Annotated in this window: 12 protein-coding genes; 4 read left to right on the forward strand and 8 right to left on the reverse strand. The window is 63.1% G+C overall.

Going from position 1 to position 17402, the window contains the following annotated elements; genetic code table 11:
• Position 1 precedes the first annotated feature (1 nt).
• Complete coding sequence (locus tag XnspCFBP7698_RS02700; RefSeq protein ID WP_199680022.1) at positions 2–2563, reverse strand: TonB-dependent receptor; 2562 nt, start codon at positions 2561–2563, stop codon at positions 2–4.
• A 151-nt stretch (positions 2564–2714) separates the two neighbouring features.
• On the opposite strand from XnspCFBP7698_RS02700, the gene upp reads away from it, so the two are divergent.
• On the forward strand, positions 2715–3347 hold the full coding sequence (gene upp, locus XnspCFBP7698_RS02705) for a uracil phosphoribosyltransferase (RefSeq protein ID WP_047695014.1): 633 nt from the start codon (positions 2715–2717) through the stop codon (positions 3345–3347).
• A 336-nt stretch (positions 3348–3683) separates the two neighbouring features.
• Here the strand turns inward: upp and XnspCFBP7698_RS02710 are convergent, their stop codons facing one another.
• Positions 3684–5426 (reverse strand): glycoside hydrolase family 9 protein, encoded by a 1743-nt coding sequence (locus tag XnspCFBP7698_RS02710; protein WP_104579561.1) that lies wholly within the window; start codon positions 5424–5426, stop codon positions 3684–3686.
• A gap of 555 nt (positions 5427–5981) precedes the next feature.
• Here XnspCFBP7698_RS02710 and XnspCFBP7698_RS02715 point away from each other — a divergent pair.
• Positions 5982–6371, forward strand: coding sequence for a hypothetical protein (locus XnspCFBP7698_RS02715; RefSeq protein WP_146093161.1), 390 nt, complete (start codon positions 5982–5984; stop codon positions 6369–6371).
• Positions 6372–6523: 152 nt separating this feature from the next.
• Here XnspCFBP7698_RS02715 and ggt read toward each other — a convergent pair whose 3' ends face one another.
• The 6 genes from ggt to rsmD form a co-directional block, all read right to left on the reverse strand.
• Positions 6524–8302 carry a gamma-glutamyltransferase gene (gene ggt, locus XnspCFBP7698_RS02720; RefSeq protein WP_104579559.1) on the reverse strand — a complete coding sequence of 593 codons (1779 nt, stop codon included), beginning with the start codon at positions 8300–8302 and terminating at the stop codon, positions 6524–6526.
• Complete coding sequence (locus XnspCFBP7698_RS02725; RefSeq protein ID WP_029220241.1) at positions 8299–8583, reverse strand: YfhL family 4Fe-4S dicluster ferredoxin; 285 nt, start codon at positions 8581–8583, stop codon at positions 8299–8301. Before XnspCFBP7698_RS02725 ends, ggt begins: the two co-directional genes overlap by 4 nt.
• Positions 8574–8756 carry a hypothetical protein gene (locus XnspCFBP7698_RS02730; protein WP_233548908.1) on the reverse strand — a complete coding sequence of 61 codons (183 nt, stop codon included), beginning with the start codon at positions 8754–8756 and terminating at the stop codon, positions 8574–8576. Before XnspCFBP7698_RS02730 ends, XnspCFBP7698_RS02725 begins: the two co-directional genes overlap by 10 nt.
• A 61-nt stretch (positions 8757–8817) precedes the next feature.
• Positions 8818–9315 carry a hypothetical protein gene (locus XnspCFBP7698_RS02735; RefSeq protein WP_047697971.1) on the reverse strand — a complete coding sequence of 166 codons (498 nt, stop codon included), beginning with the start codon at positions 9313–9315 and terminating at the stop codon, positions 8818–8820.
• A 46-nt stretch (positions 9316–9361) separates the two neighbouring features.
• A complete protein-coding gene (gene coaD / locus XnspCFBP7698_RS02740; protein WP_039410764.1) occupies positions 9362–9868 on the reverse strand; it encodes a pantetheine-phosphate adenylyltransferase in 507 nt (168 codons plus the stop codon).
• Positions 9865–10479 carry a 16S rRNA (guanine(966)-N(2))-methyltransferase RsmD gene (gene rsmD / locus XnspCFBP7698_RS02745; RefSeq protein WP_104579557.1) on the reverse strand — a complete coding sequence of 205 codons (615 nt, stop codon included), beginning with the start codon at positions 10477–10479 and terminating at the stop codon, positions 9865–9867. Before rsmD ends, coaD begins: the two co-directional genes overlap by 4 nt.
• Positions 10480–10716: 237 nt before the next feature.
• Between rsmD and htpG the strand changes: the two genes are divergently transcribed.
• Positions 10717–12621, forward strand: a complete 1905-nt coding sequence (gene htpG, locus XnspCFBP7698_RS02750; RefSeq protein ID WP_123137243.1) for a molecular chaperone HtpG — start codon at positions 10717–10719, stop codon at positions 12619–12621.
• Between the two features lie 109 nt (positions 12622–12730).
• Positions 12731–17398: an RHS repeat-associated core domain-containing protein gene (locus XnspCFBP7698_RS21695; protein WP_233548909.1), complete on the forward strand. Its 4668-nt coding sequence runs from the start codon at positions 12731–12733 to the stop codon at positions 17396–17398.
• Positions 17399–17402 lie beyond the last annotated feature (4 nt).

Genomic DNA, 17402 nt, shown 5'->3' on the forward strand with positions numbered 1-17402 from the left:
ATCACAGTGCCACCTTCAGGCCAAGCGCATAGGTCCGGCCATATTCTTCGTTTTGCAGGGTGCGCGAGCGCACGCCCTGGTACAGCTCCAACGGTTCGTCCAGCAGGTTCTGTGCTTCCAGGTACAGGCTGACGTGGCTGTTGAACTGATAACTCATGCTGGCATCCAGCTGGGTATGCGGGGCAACGTAGATATCGTACGCACGACTCTGTCCGATGGTGTCCAGGTACTCGCTGCGGTACACCGCTGCCACACGTGCACTGAAGCCGTACTTTTCGTAACCCAGATGACCGCTGTAGATGCGCTTGGACGAGCGCGGCAACATGAAGTCCTCGCCGGCGCGATCGCTCAGGCCCGGGTCAAAATCGCTGTCCAGCGCGGTGGCGCTGGCGCCGAGCAATAGGCCGTTCCAGCCTTCGGGCAGGAAGTCCAGGCTCTGCTGCCAATTGAATTCGGCACCGCGCACCTTGGCGGTGTCGCCATTGATCGCGCGCGTCGCCTGCAGGCCGGGGAATTGCGCATCGGTGGTGCTGATGGTCTGCACGATGTAGTCGTCGATCGACTTGTCGAACACGCCCAGCGACACCAGGCCGGTGCTGCCGATGTACTTCTCGAACGACAGGTCCAGGTTGGTGGAGCGGTACGGGTTGAGATCGGGGTTGCCGATGTTCACCTCGTTGTCGCCGCGATTGATGCTCACCCGTGGCGATACATCGCCGAACGAGGGCCGCGACAGGGTCTTGTTGGCCGCAAAGCGCAGCACCCAGTCGTTGCCGCTGTCGTAGCGCAGGTGCAGGCCCGGGAGCACGTTGGTGTAGCTGCTGGATGCTTCGCGCGGGGTCACCGTGGCGGTGCGGCCGTCTTCGGCCACGTCCACCTGGTTGCCGGTGGCGTTGAACTGGGTGTTTTCCACGCGCACGCCGGCAATCATGCGCAACGCGCCGATGTCCCAGGTTCCCATCGCGTAGGTGGCGAACACGTCTTCGGTGGCGGTGTAGTCGTCCTGCAACGACACCTGCTGGTTGGCGCCGACATCCTGCGGGCGGGCGCTGTAGAGATTGCCCGACGCGCGCCAGTAGCGGCGCATGCCGTCCGAGCCGATGCTCTGGCCCAGGGTGCCGCCGCGATGCTCCGGCGGCGCCGTGGTCCAGCTGCTCGGATCGATGGCCGGGCCGCGACGCAGCTCGCGTTCGTCCACGTTGACATCGCGCTCGCGCCAGCGGCCAAGCACGCCCATCTTCAGGCTGGAATGTTCGCCGTCGAAGCGCACATTGAGTTGCGCGCTGTGCTCGCTATCGTCCACCGTCTTGGGTGCGAGCACGAAACGGTCGAACACGAACTCCTGGTTGCTCTGCCAGCCGTTATCCGAAAACCCCAGGCGCGGGATGCCGCTGCGCTGGTCCACCGTGGCCGAGAGGTCGTCGCCGTCATAATCGAAGTACGCCTCCATCTCGTCGTTCACCCGCTCGGTGGTCTTGGTGTAGCCAGCCTTGTAATCGATGGTGGCGCTGCTCAGGCGGTTCTCGCCACCGACGCTGATGGCGGTGTTGTCTTCCTTCTTGGTGCGGTAACGCACGCGCTTGGAGATGCTGTCGGCCGGCAGATCGGCCACGTTGTAGGTGCCATCGCCATTGGCGCTCACCTGGCCGTCGGCAAGGCCGAAGATGGTGCGCTGGCGCGTTTCGGCATCGTCGAAACGGCTGTACAGCGAGCGCAGGTAGTAGCGGTTGTCCGCATCCGGGCGCCAGTCCAGATTGAGGTTGGCGCCCATGCGGGTCCGCTCGATGAAGTATTTGCGGCGCTGCACCTGGCCAGCGAACAGATCGTCGGCAGCGCCACCTTCGAAGCTGTCGTAGGCCACTTCGGTATTGTCCGATTCGAACTCGCGGTCCTGATAGTTCACCCCCACCGCCACGCCGAAGGTGCCGCCGACAATATCGCTGTAGTTGAACGCGCCCTTGGGGCTGGTCTTGCCGGACAGCGACTGATGGCTGCCCTCGATCGAGCCGCGCAGCGTGCGCCCATCGCGGTCGAAGGCGGAGGTGGATTCGACCTGGATGGCGCCACCGATCGAATCGCCCGGCATGTCCGGGGTCGGCGACTTCACCACCTTCAGACGCTCGGTGGAATCGGAGGGGATCACGTCCAGCGGCGTGGAACGCGTGCCGTCTTCGGGCGTGCCCATGTTCATGCCGTCGATGGTCACGCTGTTGAGCGCCGAATCCAGGCCGCGGATGACCACAAAACGCCCTTCGCCCTGGTCGCGGGTGACGCTGACACCGGGCAGGCGCTGCAAGGATTCTGCAACATTCTTGTCGGGGTAACGCCCCAGCGCATCGGAGGCGACGGCGTCCTGGATGGCATCGGAGGCGCGCTTGAGGTCGACCGCGCGCTCCTGCGCTTCCTGTTGCGGGCGCACTTCCAGGCGTTCCAGATCGATGGCGGCTGCACCGCTGGCGGCGGCGCCGGCGGCAGCAGGCTCTGCCGCATGTGCCTGCGGGCCCCAGCCGGCGCTCGCCAGCGTCAGCGTGATCGCCAGACAGAGCGGAGTCTTGTTCGACACGAGTGCTTCCCCAATCGGTTAAGAATGGGTGTGCACACTATGTCCGCGACGTTTCACCGACATGACATGTGCAAGCGCGATCACATGCGCACTGTGGCGACGCCCCGGCTGGCTGCGGCACACTGTGCCTCTTTCCTGCCTGTCGCTGCCCATGAAAATCGTCGAAGTCCGCCACCCCCTCGTCCAGCACAAAATCGGCCTGTTGCGCGATGCCGCCCTGAGCACCAAGGGCTTTCGCGAACTGGTCACCGAGCTGGGCACCCTGCTCGCCTACGAGGCCACGGCGAACCTGGACACCGAATCGCATGTGCAACAGGGCTGGGCCGGCCCGGTGAGCGTGCAGCGCATCGCTGGCGCCAAGATCACCCTGGTGCCGATCCTGCGTGCGGGCCTGGGCATGCTGCCCGGTGTGCTGGCCCTGATCCCGGCCGCACGCGTCAGCGTGGTCGGCCTGCAGCGCGACGAAGAAACCCTGCAGCCGGTGCCCTACTTCGAACGCCTCACCGGCCGCCTGGAAGAACGCGAGGCGCTGATCCTGGACCCGATGCTGGCCACCGGCGGCACCCTGATCGCCACCATCGACATGCTCAAGCGCGCCGGTGCCCGCCGCATCAAGGGCATCTTCCTGGTCGCTGCACCGGAAGGCCTGAAGGCCCTGGAAGCAGCGCATCCGGACGTGGAGGTCTACACCGCCGCCATCGACGACCACCTCAACGAAAAGGGTTACATCCTGCCCGGCCTGGGCGATGCGGGCGACCGGATCTTTGGCACGCGGGTGGAATGAACTGCGTTGGCTTGAAGCCCCTTTCCCCGGGAGAGCCCCGCTCCCCTCGGGGCGAGAAGGCAGCGCTTGCGCGCGATGGCGCGCGTGCCTTGGAGCGCACGCGCCGCAAGCGCGGGCCGGGGCGCGCAGTGGGGGTTGGGGTGAGGGTACCGGGCGAAGCAGGCGGCGCGTCACCGTTGAAGGCGCGTGTCGACGCGCTTGTCATTGCAGGCACTGGCAACTCATTGAGGCGCACCCTCATCCGGCGCTACGCGCCACCTTCTCCCGAGGGGAGAAGGAACAGCTGCAGTGTGCGATCGCTACGATGGTGCCGCACCGCGTTGAACAACGCACGCCCTAACGCGTCGATGCCTCGATCGCCGCGCTCACATACACCAGCGGCGCATTCCAGTTGATGGCTACCTCGTTGGTCGCGTAACTGCAGGTGTCATCCAGGTACGACAGCGCCGGCAGCGTGGACGGATAGGCCACTTTGCAGTCCTTGGCGTCCTGATGGCCCGGCTGCGGGCCGCCGGCCAGCCAGCCCGGTACCGGCGCGGCAATGCCGTCCGCTTCGGAGGGGCGATGGTGGATATGCATCGGCGTGCGCTGCCCGACCCCGGTGACAAACGACAGGCCCAGCGGATTGCGGCCCAGGATGTAATCCAGGTGCGACTGTGCGGCATCCAGATACGTGCGCTGCCGGGTCAGGCGATAGCCTTGCAACAACATCATCGCGCGGTTGAGCACCGCGGCATTGCTGCCCCAGACGAAATCCTTGTCGTTCATCGCCAGCCGCCACGGCGATGCCTGCCACGCATCGGACAGCTGCTGCGCCAGCCCGGTGACTTCGCGCGTGATGCGGGCACGGTCGGCATGCGCGGTCAGCGTGTCGCGGTGCGCGGCCAGCGACATCCAGGCCAGTCCGCCCACACTACCCCAATTAGGCACGCTGGCCGGCACGTTGCGCGCCAGCATCGCATCGTAGAACTTGTCCTCGCCGGTGGTCACGTACAGCTCCGCTGCTGCCCAGGCAAATTCGTCGTCCACCTGTGCATCGTCGTAGCCGCCGGTGCGCACATCGTCGGGCTGGCGATAGATCACATCCGGATGCTGTTGCGCCCACGTCCACGCGGCCTGTGCGGCCTTCAACATGCGTGCCGACATGCCCGGATACTGTTTGTCGAAGGGTGCATACACCCGGCTGGCCGCGGCCATCACCGCGGCAAAGTCCAGCGTGGCGGCAGTGGCTTTCATCACCACATAGCGTTGCTGTTTGGCCTGGTCCGGCATCACCAACCCGTCGAACTGCTTGTCGGTGAGCTTGTGGTAGACGCCGCCATCGGCCGGGTCCTGCATGGCCAGCATCCATTCCAGGTTCCACCAGGTCTCCTGCAGGATGCCCGGCACGCCGTGCGCGTCGTCGGGAACGGTCAGGGGCCTGGCCTTGAACAGCGCCGGATAGTGTTCGTAGGCTGCCAGCAAGGTGTAGGTGCTGATGCCGGAATTGACGATGTACTTGTTGTAATCGCCAGCGTCGTACCAGCCCTTGGGCGCACTGATCACGCTGTCGGCCGGGCGCGTGGCCGAGGCCGCCGTTGGATGGATACGCACCTGCGTATCCGGATGCCCGGCCGCACGCGCATAGCGCCCGGCAAACTGCGCCGGCAGCGCGGCACTGGCGCGGTTGAAATAGAACGCCTTCAGCGACGCATCGACCACCGGCTGGTAGGCATGCGCGTCGATCGGGAACGGATCCGATGCCGGCAGCCCGTCGACCTTCAACCGGTAAGTGCCGGCCGCACGCAGCCCGGAAAAATCCGCCACCCGCGCCTGCTGCCCGGCTGGCGTCCACAGCGCTGGCGGTTGCAAGGTGCCTTGCAGCACCGTGCGGCCGTGTGCATCTTCCACGGTGAAGCGGTCCGAGCCGATCGCCGCACCCTGCGGTAGCGCGACAACCGCCAGTTTGGTCGAGCCAGGCAGGTACCCGAGCTGGTTGACGTGAATGAGGCCCGGAGCGGCATCGGCTTCCTGCTGCGCAGAGCAACCTGCAGAAGCGAGCATGAGGACAGTGGTCAGCACAACGTGGCGAATAGTCATGCCTCAATGGTGACGGCGGTGCATCACGACCACAAGCCCGGACTGCACTGGCAACCAGCCCGAACGGTCAGCAGCCGGCCCTGCGCCAAGCACGCTATCACCAGCGCCAGGTTCGGAACCCTTGCACGGACCAGCACTGAGGTAGCGGTACATGCGGCCGGTCGTGAGTTTCCGGCCCGCGCCTGCGAATCTCCGCCACCTTCATCGCACCTCGTCGGCGATTCCACCGCATCGGTGCGATCGCTCGTGCACGCCATTGACCCCCGACGCGCTCACTGGTCGTTTCCCAGCGAAGACACGGTAATTGCCATCGTTTCGGCCAATTTTTCCCGATGTCACGGATCTACCCTGGCAGCGCCGTGACGAACGGCATCACCGCACTCTTGCGCGGCAGTTATCGATACCCGCATCCGCACGCGGGCAACGCACACGTCGCATCACGCCTTTCTCTTTCAAGGACCGCCCATGACCATCCAACCGATCACCCACTGCTCCCCTGCTGTCCATCTGCATGCACGCCCAGCCAGACCGCGTTCGCACGCACGCGCATGGCGCGTGTTCGCCGTCCTGCTGTCGATGAGCTTGCTGGCCGTGAGCCAGAGTGCGCTGGCGACAAAGCAATGGAATGCCAATGCCAACCAGGCCATCAACAACTGGATCTCGGGCATGTACGCCAACATTGGCGGGCCGCTGCAGACGATCCTCCAGCAATGTCAGCTTGCACCGCAAGCCACGTGCGAGGTCACGGTCCAGGCCAATGGAGGCGTCCATACCAGCGCAACCGACGACACGCAGCACTTCACGCTGCGCTTCACCGGCAACCCCGCGCCGTTTGGCGCATGTCACATCTATCCGCTCAACCCAGGCAGCCCAGGCGACAAACGCCTGCAGGGCGCCACCTGCTACGACGCCCAACACAACGGAACCTACTTCAAACTCAATTGACAACGAGGAGTTCGAGCCTATCTCCAGGCTCTGACGCCGCCACCTCGTCCTTGCAACGGCGGCGCAGGGTGGGCCCGCCCACCCTGCGCCGTGCGCCGGCGGTCAACGGCCGCGTATCTGCGTTGCGGCGCACGTACGGCGAAGCTACGCGCTCATTGCCCTGGCGTCGCCAACTGCACCTGCGCCTTGCCCACCGGATTACGCGGGTCACTGCCGCCGCTGAGCACGTTGCGGCGCTTGTCCCATTCCACGGTCTGCAGGTTGCCCCACACGTGGCTGGAGCCGCGGCCGCCCTCGGCGCTGTCGCCTGGCAGTTTGAGAGCGTGGCCCATCGCTTCCAGGCCCTTGGCGGTCTGCGGCGAGAACGCATCGGTTTCGGCGTTGATGACGTCCGGCAGCCACTGGTGGTGATACCGCGGCAGCGCGCTCACTGCCTGTGCATCCAGGCCTGCGTCGTAACCGAGGATGCCGAGCAGTACCATGGTGATGATGCGGCTGCCGCCCGGCGTGCCCAGCACGATGGCCTTGTCGGCCGACTCCATGAACGTGGGCGTCATCGAGCTGAGCATGCGCTTGCCCGGCTTGGGCGCGTTGGCCGCATAGCCCATCACGCCAAACGCATTCGGCGTGCCCGGCTTGAGCGCGAAGTCGTCCATCTCGTTGTTGAGCAGCACGCCGGTGCCCTTGGGGATCAGGCCCGAGCCGTACAGCAGGTTGACGGTCTGGGTGGCGCCCACACGGTTGCCTTCGCCATCGATGATGGAAAAGTGCGTGGTCTCGTCGTCTTCCAATGGGGTGGGATTGCCCGACAGCAGATCGCTGGGCGTGGCCTTGTCCGGATTGATCGTGGCGCGCAGGCCTTGCGCGTAGTCCTTGCTGGTCAGCACGCGCTGCGGCACATCCACAAAGTCCGGGTCGCCCAGGAAGAAGGTACGGTCGCGGTAGGCGCGGCGCATCGACTCCACCACCAGATGGGTGCGGTGCACGTCATCGAGCTTGTTCACGTCCCAGCCTTCCAGAATCTGCAGCATGGCCGCCAGCGCGATGCCACCGGAGGACGGCGGCGGTGCGGTGGTGATCTTCCAGCCGCGGTAATCGAACTGGATCGGCGTGCGCTCCTTGACCCGATAGCCGGCGAGCTCGGCGGCCTTCCACTGACCACCGGCCTGCTTCACGCCGGCCAGCAGCTTCTTGGCGGTCTCGCCCTTGTAGAAGCCGTCGAAGCCCTTGTCGCCGAGCAGCTGCAGCGTATGCGCCAGCTCCGGCTGCTTGAAGATCTCGCCTTCGGCAATGGGTTTGCCGCCGCGCAGATACACCTCGCGCGTGCCGGGGTAGCGCTCCATCACTTCGCGCCGCGAGGCATAGCCTTTGGCCATGCGCGCGTACACCGGAAAACCTTCGGTCGCGATGCGGATCGATGGCGCCAGCGACTGCTTCAGCGGCAGCCGGCCGTGCCTGGCCGCCAGTTCCACCAGCGCCGCCGGCAGCCCAGGAATACCGGCCGACCACGCGCCGTTGACCGAACGGTCACGGTCCAGCTCGCCTTTCTTGTCGAGGAACTGCGCTTCGGTGGCCGACTCGGGCGCGGTTTCGCGCGCGTCCAGCATCACGTCCTTGCCGGTCTTGGCGTCGTGCAGCAGGAAGAAACCACCGCCACCCAGCCCCGAGCTGATCGGCTCGACCACCGCCAGCGTGGACGACACCGCAACCGCGGCATCGAATGCATTGCCGCCCTCGCGCAGGATCTGCAGGCCGGCATCGGTGGCCAGCGCATGGCCGCTGGCGATCGCCGCGCCAGGCGGATGCGCGGCAACCGGTGCGGTGCTGGCCGCTGCCGGCTTGGCGCCGTCGGCAGACCACACAGGCGGTGCCAGCACCAAGGCCAGCAACAACAGGCCGCGCAGGGAGAAACGTGGGGAGAAAGTGCTCACGGGGCGGGAGGCTCCTGTTCGTACAGTTCGGGATGATCGCGCTGCAACTGCATCAGCTTGGCCAGCAATTGATCATGGGTTTCCGGAATGTCCGGATCCGGGTCGATGCATTCGACCGGGCACACCACCACGCATTGCGCTTCGTCGAAATGGCCCACGCACTCGGTGCAGCGTGCCGGGTCGATGACGTAGATGGTCTCGCCCATCGAGATGGCCTGGTTCGGGCACGCCGGCTCGCAGACGTCGCAGTTGACGCAGAGCTCGTTGATTTTCAGCGACATATCGACACCACCATGCGATGCGGGGCAGCGCGATTCAACTGCAGGCGCTGGAACGCAACGTACTGCTGCAGGCGGGCGCACATGGCGCGGATGATGACCACCTGGACAGCGCCTTGTGCGCTGTCGGACACCGGCCTGACACGGCCGGCTCCGGTGACGTGCGGAGTCAGCATGCTGCTGACTCCACACACGGCGGCCGGGTGCGCCCTCCCGCGCATCCGGCCTGGTACGGCATTACTTGGCTTCAACGAAGGTGTATTCCACGCCCTTGGGCTGGACGATGGTCTGCACGCGGGCATTTTCGGCAGCGTCGCCGATGAACAGCACGCGCACGCCCTTCATCGAATCCGGCTGCACGTCCTTGAACGCGGCGTCGATCAGGTCGGCCATCTTGGTGGACGCGGACGAACCGAAGGCCAGCATGTTGCCTGGCTGCACGCCACGCGCCAGCGCGGTCTTGACGCTTTCCAGCTGACGCTCGTAGCTGCCGGCGAACTCGGCATCGGACTCCGGCGGCAAGTAGTACAGGAACGGGCTGTTGGTGGTGGCGCCCAGGTTCTGGCCGACCACTTCCTGCAGGTACTTCTTCCAGCCGGCATTGTCGTCCTTGGCCGGTGCCTTCAGCGGCGCCGGAGCGGCAGCGGCGGTCGGCGCCGGCTCTTCCTTCTTGCAGGCGGTGACCGCCAGTGCGGCGATCGAAGCGAGCGCCAGAGCGCGCATGGTGTGTTTCATGAAACTCCTCCCTTTGAAATGCATGTGGTGATGTAACTGCAAAAGCTCAGGCCTGCGCGCGGGATTCGCGCACCTGCCGCAACGCCTCGACGACCGAGGCCGGAACGAAGCCGGACACATCCCCGCCCAGACGCGCAATTTCGCGCACCAACGACGAGGAAATGAAGCTGTATTGCTCGGCCGGGGTCAGGAACAGGGTTTCCACCTCCGGGATCAGATGGCGGTTCATGCTGGCCATCTGGAATTCGTATTCGAAGTCGGACACGGCACGCAGGCCGCGCAGCAGCACGCCTGCGCCCATGTCGCGCACGAAATGGGCAAGCAGGGTGTCGAACCCGCGCACCTCCACGTTGGCATGCGCGGCCAGGGCTTCCTGCGCCAGCGCCACGCGTTTTTCCAGCGGCAGTGCCGGGCCCTTGGACGGGCTGTAGGCAACCCCAACCACCACGCGTTCGAACAGTGGCGCGGCGCGGTTCACCAGGTCGATGTGGCCATTGGTGATCGGGTCGAAGGTACCGGGATAGACGGCGGTGCGGCTGTTGGCCACGCTCATACGGAAACTACCGGGGTCGGATCGCTCTTCAGTGTAGCAGCGGCCCGGCGGTACAGCGCATAGCGCACCTCCCGGGTGCCGCCCTCGCGGTGCAGGTGCCAGCCGGCAGGCAGCGGGGGCACGCCGTCGGCGGGCGCTTCCAGGTATAGCCAGGCCTCGGCGGCCAGATGCCGGGGCAAGCGGTCCAGCACGCCGGGCCACAGCCCGGCGGCGAACGGTGGGTCGACGAACACGATGTCGGCCTGGGCCGGCGGGGCGCGCTCCAGCCAGCGCAGCGCGTCGTCCTGCAGCACCTGCACCTGGCCGGCGGCATCCAGCTTGCGCACATGCTCGCGTAGCCGCTGCGCCAGGCCGGGGTCGCGCTCGATCAGGGTGGCATGCGCGGCGCCGCGCGAGACCGACTCCAGCCCCAGCGCGCCGGAGCCGGCGAACAGGTCCAGCACGCGCGCACCAGGCAGGCGCGGCATCAGCCAGTTGAACACGGTCTCGCGGACGCGGTCGCTGCTCGGGCGCAGGCCCGGCAGGTCGGGCACCGCCAGTCGCGTGTTGCGCCAGCGCCCGCCCACGATGCGCACCTGGCCTTCCGCGCCGCGCGGCGCCGGGCGGCTCATCGCCGCGTACCCGGCGTGGGCAGGCAATGGCGGCGCAGGGATGGCACGAGTGGCGGCATGGGTCGGGGCGCGGTCAATGGCCGTCCATGATACCGCTGTGGCTGCCGTCCCCGCCCCGCCCTGCCCGCCGATGCACCACACATTCGGGCACGCCCGCCTTGAAAAAATCCGCCGACGGCCTCATCCCCCAGGCCATCGGCCGCGGTGCGGCCTGGACCACCATGGAGCACGACCCCAATGACCGTTGATACCGACAAGCAGACGCTGGGCTTCCAGACCGAGGTCAAGCAGCTGCTGCAGCTGATGATCCATTCGTTGTACTCGAACAAGGAAATCTTCCTGCGCGAGCTGGTCTCCAATGCCGCCGACGCCGCCGACAAGCTGCGCTTCGAAGCCTTGGTCAAGCCCGAGCTGCTGGAAGGCGGCAGCGAGCTGCGCATCCGCGTCGACTACGACAAGGACGCGCGCACCGTCACCATCGACGACAATGGCATCGGCATGAGCCGCGAGGATGCGGTGTCGCACCTGGGCACGATTGCAAAGTCCGGCACCGCCGATTTCCTCAAGCACCTCAGCGGCGACCAGAAGAAGGACGCCAACCTGATCGGCCAGTTCGGTGTCGGTTTCTATAGCGCCTTCATCGTCGCCGACCAGGTGGACGTGTACTCGCGCCGCGCCGGCCTGCCTGCCAACGAAGGCGTGCATTGGTCCTCGCGCGGCGAAGGCGAATTCGAAATCGCCAGCATCGACAAGCCCGAGCGCGGCACCCGCATCGTGCTGCACCTGAAGGAAGGCGAAGAGTCGTTCGCCGACGGCTGGACCCTGCGCAACATCCTCAAGAAGTATTCCGACCACATCGGCCTGCCGATCGAAATGCGCAAGGAGCACTACGGCGAAGAGGCCGACAAGCCCGCCGAACCCGAGTGGGAATCGGTCAACCGCGCCAGCGCGTTGTGGACGCGCCCCAAGTCCGACATCAAGGACGAGGAGTACCAGGAGTTCTACAAGCACGTGGCGCACGACGCGGGCAACCCGCTGGCGTGGAGCCACAACAAGGTCGAAGGCAAGCTGGAATACACCTCGCTGCTGTTCGTGCCCGGCCGCGCCCCGTTCGACCTGTATCACCGCGATTCGGCCAAGGGCCTGAAGCTGTACGTGCAGCGCGTTTTCATCATGGACCAGGCCGAGCAGTTCCTGCCGCTGTATCTGCGCTTCATCAAGGGCGTGGTGGATTCGTCGGACCTGTCGCTCAATGTCTCGCGCGAGATCCTGCAGTCCGGCCCGGTGGTGGACTCGATGAAGTCCGCATTGACGAAGCGTTCGCTGGATATGCTGGAGAAGCTGGCCAAGGACAAGCCGGACGACTACGCGACGTTCTGGCGCAACTTCGGCCAGGCGTTGAAGGAAGGCCCGGCCGAAGATTATGCAAACCGCGAAAAGATCGCCGGCCTGCTGCGCTTCTCCTCCACGCATGACACCACCGGCGCGCAGAGCGTGGGCCTGGCCGATTACGTGAGCCGTCTGGCCGAAGGCCAGGACAAGCTGTACTACCTCACCGGCGAGAGCTACGCGCAGATCAAGGACAGCCCGCACCTGGAAGTATTCCGCAAGAAGGGCATCGAAGTGCTGCTGCTCACCGACCGGATCGACGAATGGCTGATGAGCTACCTCACCGAATTCGACGGCAAGTCGTTCGTGGACGTGGCCCGCGGCGACCTGGACCTGGGCAAGCTGGATTCGGAAGAAGACAAGAAGGCGCAGGAAGAAGTCGCCAAGTCCAAGGAGGGCCTGGCCTCGCGTATCAAGGCGGCCCTGGGCGACGACGTGGCCGAAGTGCGCGTCTCGCACCGCCTGACCGATTCCCCGGCCATTCTGGCCATCGGCCAGGGCGACCTGGGTCTGCAGATGCGTCAGCTGCTGGAAGCCAGCGGCCAGGCCGTGCCGGAATCCAAGCCGGTGTTCGAGTTCAACCCGGCCCACCCGCTGATCGAGAAGCTGGATGCGGAAGCCGACATGGATCGCTTCGGCGATCTGAGCCGGGTGTTGTTCGACCAGGCTGCGCTAGCGGCGGGCGACAGCCTCAAGGATCCAGCTGGGTATGTGCGGCGGTTGAATAAGTTGTTGTTGGAGTTGTCGGTGTAAGCAACACTCTTTATGCGCAACGCAAAGACCGGCTTAATTGCCGGTCTTTGCGTATCAGCGCTAGCAATAGCCTTCTTTTTTCTGCAAGAATGATGCAGGGCGCAGCTTCATGCATAGCCCGAAGCCCCATCTTAAAGAAACACAATACAAGTGCAAGGCCAGAATTATTATTAAAATTAATTCAAATTTGGATATAAAGGAATTTCCCCAAGTGAAACTTATAAAAAAGCTGGAAGTTCTTAAAAAAAAGGCTGAGCACATCAAATCGATTAACGCACTTATAAAAAAATTGCCCGCCCGGCTGTTTTTTATTTTATTTTCGACCCTTTTGGCCCACACATCCATTGATTACGCGAATTCTCAGGATTTAAATAATCGATGTCCACAAATGAATTTCCCCTATACTGACCGCCCATGCAATCAGGGCCAGGCATACATAGAGGCCAAAAGACAATCGGATGTCTGGCTTGCATACAGGCCTGACTTCAAGGGGCTTGTAAGTATAGATGGGAATGGGCAAGAAGGAATTTATCAGGCAGCTTGCAAAACAGAGACACCCTGGATTCCTACTACAGGCTGTGGCATTGGATTTTACAGACCGGGTGCCACATGCGCCTCATTGCCAAGTCGCAGCTCACCAAACATTCCAACCCAATCCATAACTTGCGATCAAGGGTGCGAATTCTCAGGAGCTGCACAAGGAATTCAGTCACCTTCGGGAAAAGTTTGCATACCCCCACCACCCATAGATCCAGCTAAAAATAATTGTTGCACTGTGGGCGGCCCGGTGACTGCAGCCAACCCCGTAAATATTTTCACCGGCATCAAGCTAGAAAGTAGCGTGGATTACCGATCATTTTTGGGTGGCCTCGAGTTTACTCGTTACTACAGCAGTGCAGCTGGCTTACACCCAGTCGCCGATCTCGGAAACGGATGGCGACACAACTACGCAAGAAGTATCCATATGCTTGATGCGTCTACCGTCAAAGTCAATAGATCTTCCGGCGACTCTTACGTTTTCAAGAAGAGAACAGGTGTATGGTTGCGAGACCCAGATGTACCGTATCAGCTGACTGAAATCTCAGACTCTGGCCCCACTGGAGTCCATTGGATTTTGCATTCACCTGATAGAACAGTAGAAAATTTCGACATGGACGGCCACTTAATTCAGATCACATGGCCGACCGGCAATACTGTTTTTCTATCATATGCGAACGGGCTTCTAGAATCAGCTACCGACAGGTCAGGACGGAGAATCTCCTTTTCCTATCAACAAGAAAAGTTGACCACAGTCTCCCTCCCCGATAAAAATCGCCTGAATTATCAATACGATGACAAAGAAAACCTTGCAACAGTGTGGCTAACTGATGATCAAGGGGCTCAACATCTAATTTCCAGATACGGCTACTCCGAATTAGATGTTGGCAGTGTATTGACCCAACATTATGATGAAGCAAACGCACTGTATGCCAGCTGGGAGTACGACCCCCTTGGCCGGGTGACTCGCAGCGTGCATGGCGATGTAGCAGGCAGCATTGACGAAACTACGCTTTCTTATGCATCGAACGGCACGACACTAAAAGATTCTGCAGGAAACCAAGTGGTCGCTGCGCCCGTACTCATGCATGGTCGAGCCAAAGCCGCCAGCTTTACAGGCCCCTGCCCTACATGTAACGGAAAAATCTTCGCTAGTCGCACATACGATAGCAATGGTTATCCCGACATCGAAACCGACTTGAATGGAGCCACCACTGATTGGGACTACAGTCCGGATGGTCTGGTTATGCGCAGATCTGAAGCAATCGGCGCAACAGGCAAAGGACAGCGTGTCATTCAGACTACATGGGATACGAGCCTAAGGATGCCACTTCAGCAAGAAACTTCAAGCCCTCAGGATGGCGTAAGGCTAAGGATAAATTTTACATACAACGTTCGCGGGCAGCTGGTTACAACATCGCGCACGAACCTGATCGATAATATTGCTCGTACGACTGATCAGGTCTACTGTGAGCAGGAAGATGTAAACGCAGGCATCTGCCCTTTGCAGGGCCTGCTAACGCTGGTGGATGGAGCGAAACCGGGCGCTGTAGATGCCGTGACTTATCGTTACTACATGGCTGATAGCGCGGAGTGCGGATCTAGCTCTTCCTTTTGCTTGCACCGCAAAGGCGACCTATGGAAAGTCACCAACGCCCTAGGCCAAGTCACCGAATACCTCGCCTACGACGGCGCAGGCCGTCCGCTATCCATCAAGGACGCCAACGGCATCGTCACCGACTACACCTACCACCCGCGCGGTTGGCTGACGGCCAGCAAAGTGCGTGGCGCCGATGCATCCAGCGAGGCCGATGACCGCATCACCCGCATCGACTACTGGCCGACTGGCCTGGTCAAGCAGGTCACCCAGCCCGATGGCGCGTTCACTGCCTTCACCTACGATACGGCGCATCGGCTGACCGACATCACCGACAACGTGGGCAACACCACCCACTACACGTTGGACAACGCCGGCAATCGCGTCAAGGAAGACACCACCGATGCCTCGGGCACCTTGAAGCGCACGCTCTCGCGCGTTTACAACCAGCTTGGTCAGCTCAAGACGCAGGCCACCGCAGGCAGCGACCCTACTGACTTTGAGTACGACGCCAACGGCAACGCCACCAAGGTGACCGACGCGCTGGCTACTGCGACACAGAGCGAGTACGACCCGCTCAACCGCCTATCGCGCACGCTGCAGGATGTCGCTGGCATCAAGGCCGACACCACATTCGACTACGACGCGCTGGATAACCTCACCAAGGTCACCGACCCCAAGGGCCTGGACACCAGATACGAGTACAACGGCTTCGGCGATCTGGTGAAGCTCACCAGCCCGGACACCGGCGTCACCAGCTACACCTACGACAGCGCCGGCAACCGCGCCACCCAGACAGATGCGCGCGGCAACACCACCGCCTACGCCTATGACGCGCTCAATCGCCTGACCAAGGTCACCTACCCCACCACCAGCCTCAACGTCACGTATACCTATGACGTCACGCAGACGGCCTGTGCCAGCCGGGAGACCTTCTCCATCGGTCGCCTGACCCGCATGCAGGACGGCGGCGCGATCACGCAGTACTGCTACAACCGCTTCGGCGATCTGGTCCGCAAGGTGCAGACCACCAATGCGCAGGCACTGGTGCTGCGCTACGACTACACCGTCGGCGGCCAGTTGCGGCGCATGACCTATCCCGATGGCGCGGTGGTCGATTACGTGCGTAACGCGCAAGGCCAGACCACCGAGGTCGGCGTGACGCCGGCCGGCGGCAGTCGTCAGGTATTGCTGGGCAATGCCAGCTACTACCCGTTCGGCCCGGCCGCCGGCTGGACTTACGGCAACGGCCGCACCCTCGCCCGCCAGTACGATCTGGACTACCGCCCGCAGGCGATCCAGGACACCCGCCCGGGCGGGCTGGAAGTGGGCTTCGGCTTCGACCCGGCCGGCAACCTCACGGCGCTGACGCCCGCCGGCAATCCCACGCCGGAGATCGGCCTGGGCTACGACACCCTGGGCCGCCTGACTGGGCTCAAGGATGGCCGCACCGGCACGCTGATCGACGGCTACAGCTACGATGCCACTGGCAACCGCCTCAGCGCCAAGGTCGGCACGGCCACGCAGGCCTACACCTACCCGGCCGACAGCCATCGCCTCAGTGCCGTGGCCGGCGTGGCCCGCAGTTACGATGCCACCGGCAACACCACTGCCATCGGCGGCAGCGCGCGCCAATACACCTACGACACCACCGGCCGCATGACCCAGGCCCGCCGCGCCGGCGCGGTAACCATGAACTATCGCTACAACGGTCGTGGCGAGCAGGTCCGCCGCTTCCTCGGCACCACCAACACCTACACGCTCTACGATGAGGCCGGCCACTGGCTAGGCGACTACGACAACAACGGCGCACCCAAGCAGCAGGCCATCTGGCTAGACGACCTCCCGGTCGGCCTGCTGGCCAACGCCAACAAGCTGCACTACATCGAACCCGACCACCTGGGCAGCCCACGCGTGGTGATCGACCCAAGTCGCGATGTGGCGGTGTGGGCATGGAGCTTGAAGGGCGAAGCCTTCGGCAACACCGCGCCAAATCAGGATCCGGATGGGGATGGTGCGGCGCTGGTGCTGGATATGCGTTTCCCCGGGCAGCGTTACGATGCGGCGAGTGGGCTGAATCAGAACTACTTCCGGGACTATGACCCTACTACCGGGCGGTATGGGCAGAGTGATCCGATTGGACTCACTGGTGGTTTATCCACCTTTACTTATGTCGAATCCGCCCCGATGACATCAATTGACCCCTATGGGCTTCAAAGGGTGAGACCTCTGCCGCAACCAGGTCTGGGCGGCTTCCCAGGTGGGTACAACAATCCGGATAACCCGAACAACTATGGGTCTAATGGACAGCCAGCATATCCACCCGGCCCTTCTGCAGAACAGATACTGGGCGGGATTTTGGCCTCACCGATGGTCAATTCACCCCAATTCCCCCTAGGCCAACTGATCAGCAACTCAATTGCGATCGCTGGAAAGGTCTGTGGGGATGACCCAGATAGATGCTATAACCGCTGGCAAGAAGAAACGAGTAAATGCGTAATATGGGGAAGTCTTGGGGCGAGATGGGTTCATGCATGTCGTGACCGTGCAAGATATAGATTCCAACTCTGCACGAGTAATGGAGGCACGCCTGATCCCAACGAGCCCCCTGAGTGGTCTCCTTCTCGTGATTATCCACGGTAATACA

Origin of the sequence: Xanthomonas sp. CFBP 7698, from assembly GCF_003600855.1 — a bacterium.
GTDB lineage: Bacteria > Pseudomonadota > Gammaproteobacteria > Xanthomonadales > Xanthomonadaceae > Xanthomonas > Xanthomonas cannabis.

Excerpts from the sequence above, each read along its gene's own strand:
- XnspCFBP7698_RS02735 (WP_047697971.1), bottom strand. The coding sequence starts at position 9,315 with ATGAAACACACCATGCGCGCTCTGGCGCTCGCTTCGATCGCCGCACTG.
- XnspCFBP7698_RS02730 (WP_233548908.1), bottom strand. The coding sequence starts at position 8,756 with ATGCTGACTCCGCACGTCACCGGAGCCGGCCGTGTCAGGCCGGTGTCC.
- rsmD (WP_104579557.1), bottom strand. The coding sequence starts at position 10,479 with ATGAGCCGCCCGGCGCCGCGCGGCGCGGAAGGCCAGGTGCGCATCGTG.
- XnspCFBP7698_RS21695 (WP_233548909.1), top strand. The coding sequence starts at position 12,731 with ATGCATAGCCCGAAGCCCCATCTTAAAGAAACACAATACAAGTGCAAG.
- XnspCFBP7698_RS02725 (WP_029220241.1), bottom strand. The coding sequence starts at position 8,583 with ATGTCGCTGAAAATCAACGAGCTCTGCGTCAACTGCGACGTCTGCGAG.
- upp (WP_047695014.1), top strand. The coding sequence starts at position 2,715 with ATGAAAATCGTCGAAGTCCGCCACCCCCTCGTCCAGCACAAAATCGGC.
- htpG (WP_123137243.1), top strand. The coding sequence starts at position 10,717 with ATGACCGTTGATACCGACAAGCAGACGCTGGGCTTCCAGACCGAGGTC.
- XnspCFBP7698_RS02710 (WP_104579561.1), bottom strand. The coding sequence starts at position 5,426 with ATGACTATTCGCCACGTTGTGCTGACCACTGTCCTCATGCTCGCTTCT.
- coaD (WP_039410764.1), bottom strand. The coding sequence starts at position 9,868 with ATGAGCGTGGCCAACAGCCGCACCGCCGTCTATCCCGGTACCTTCGAC.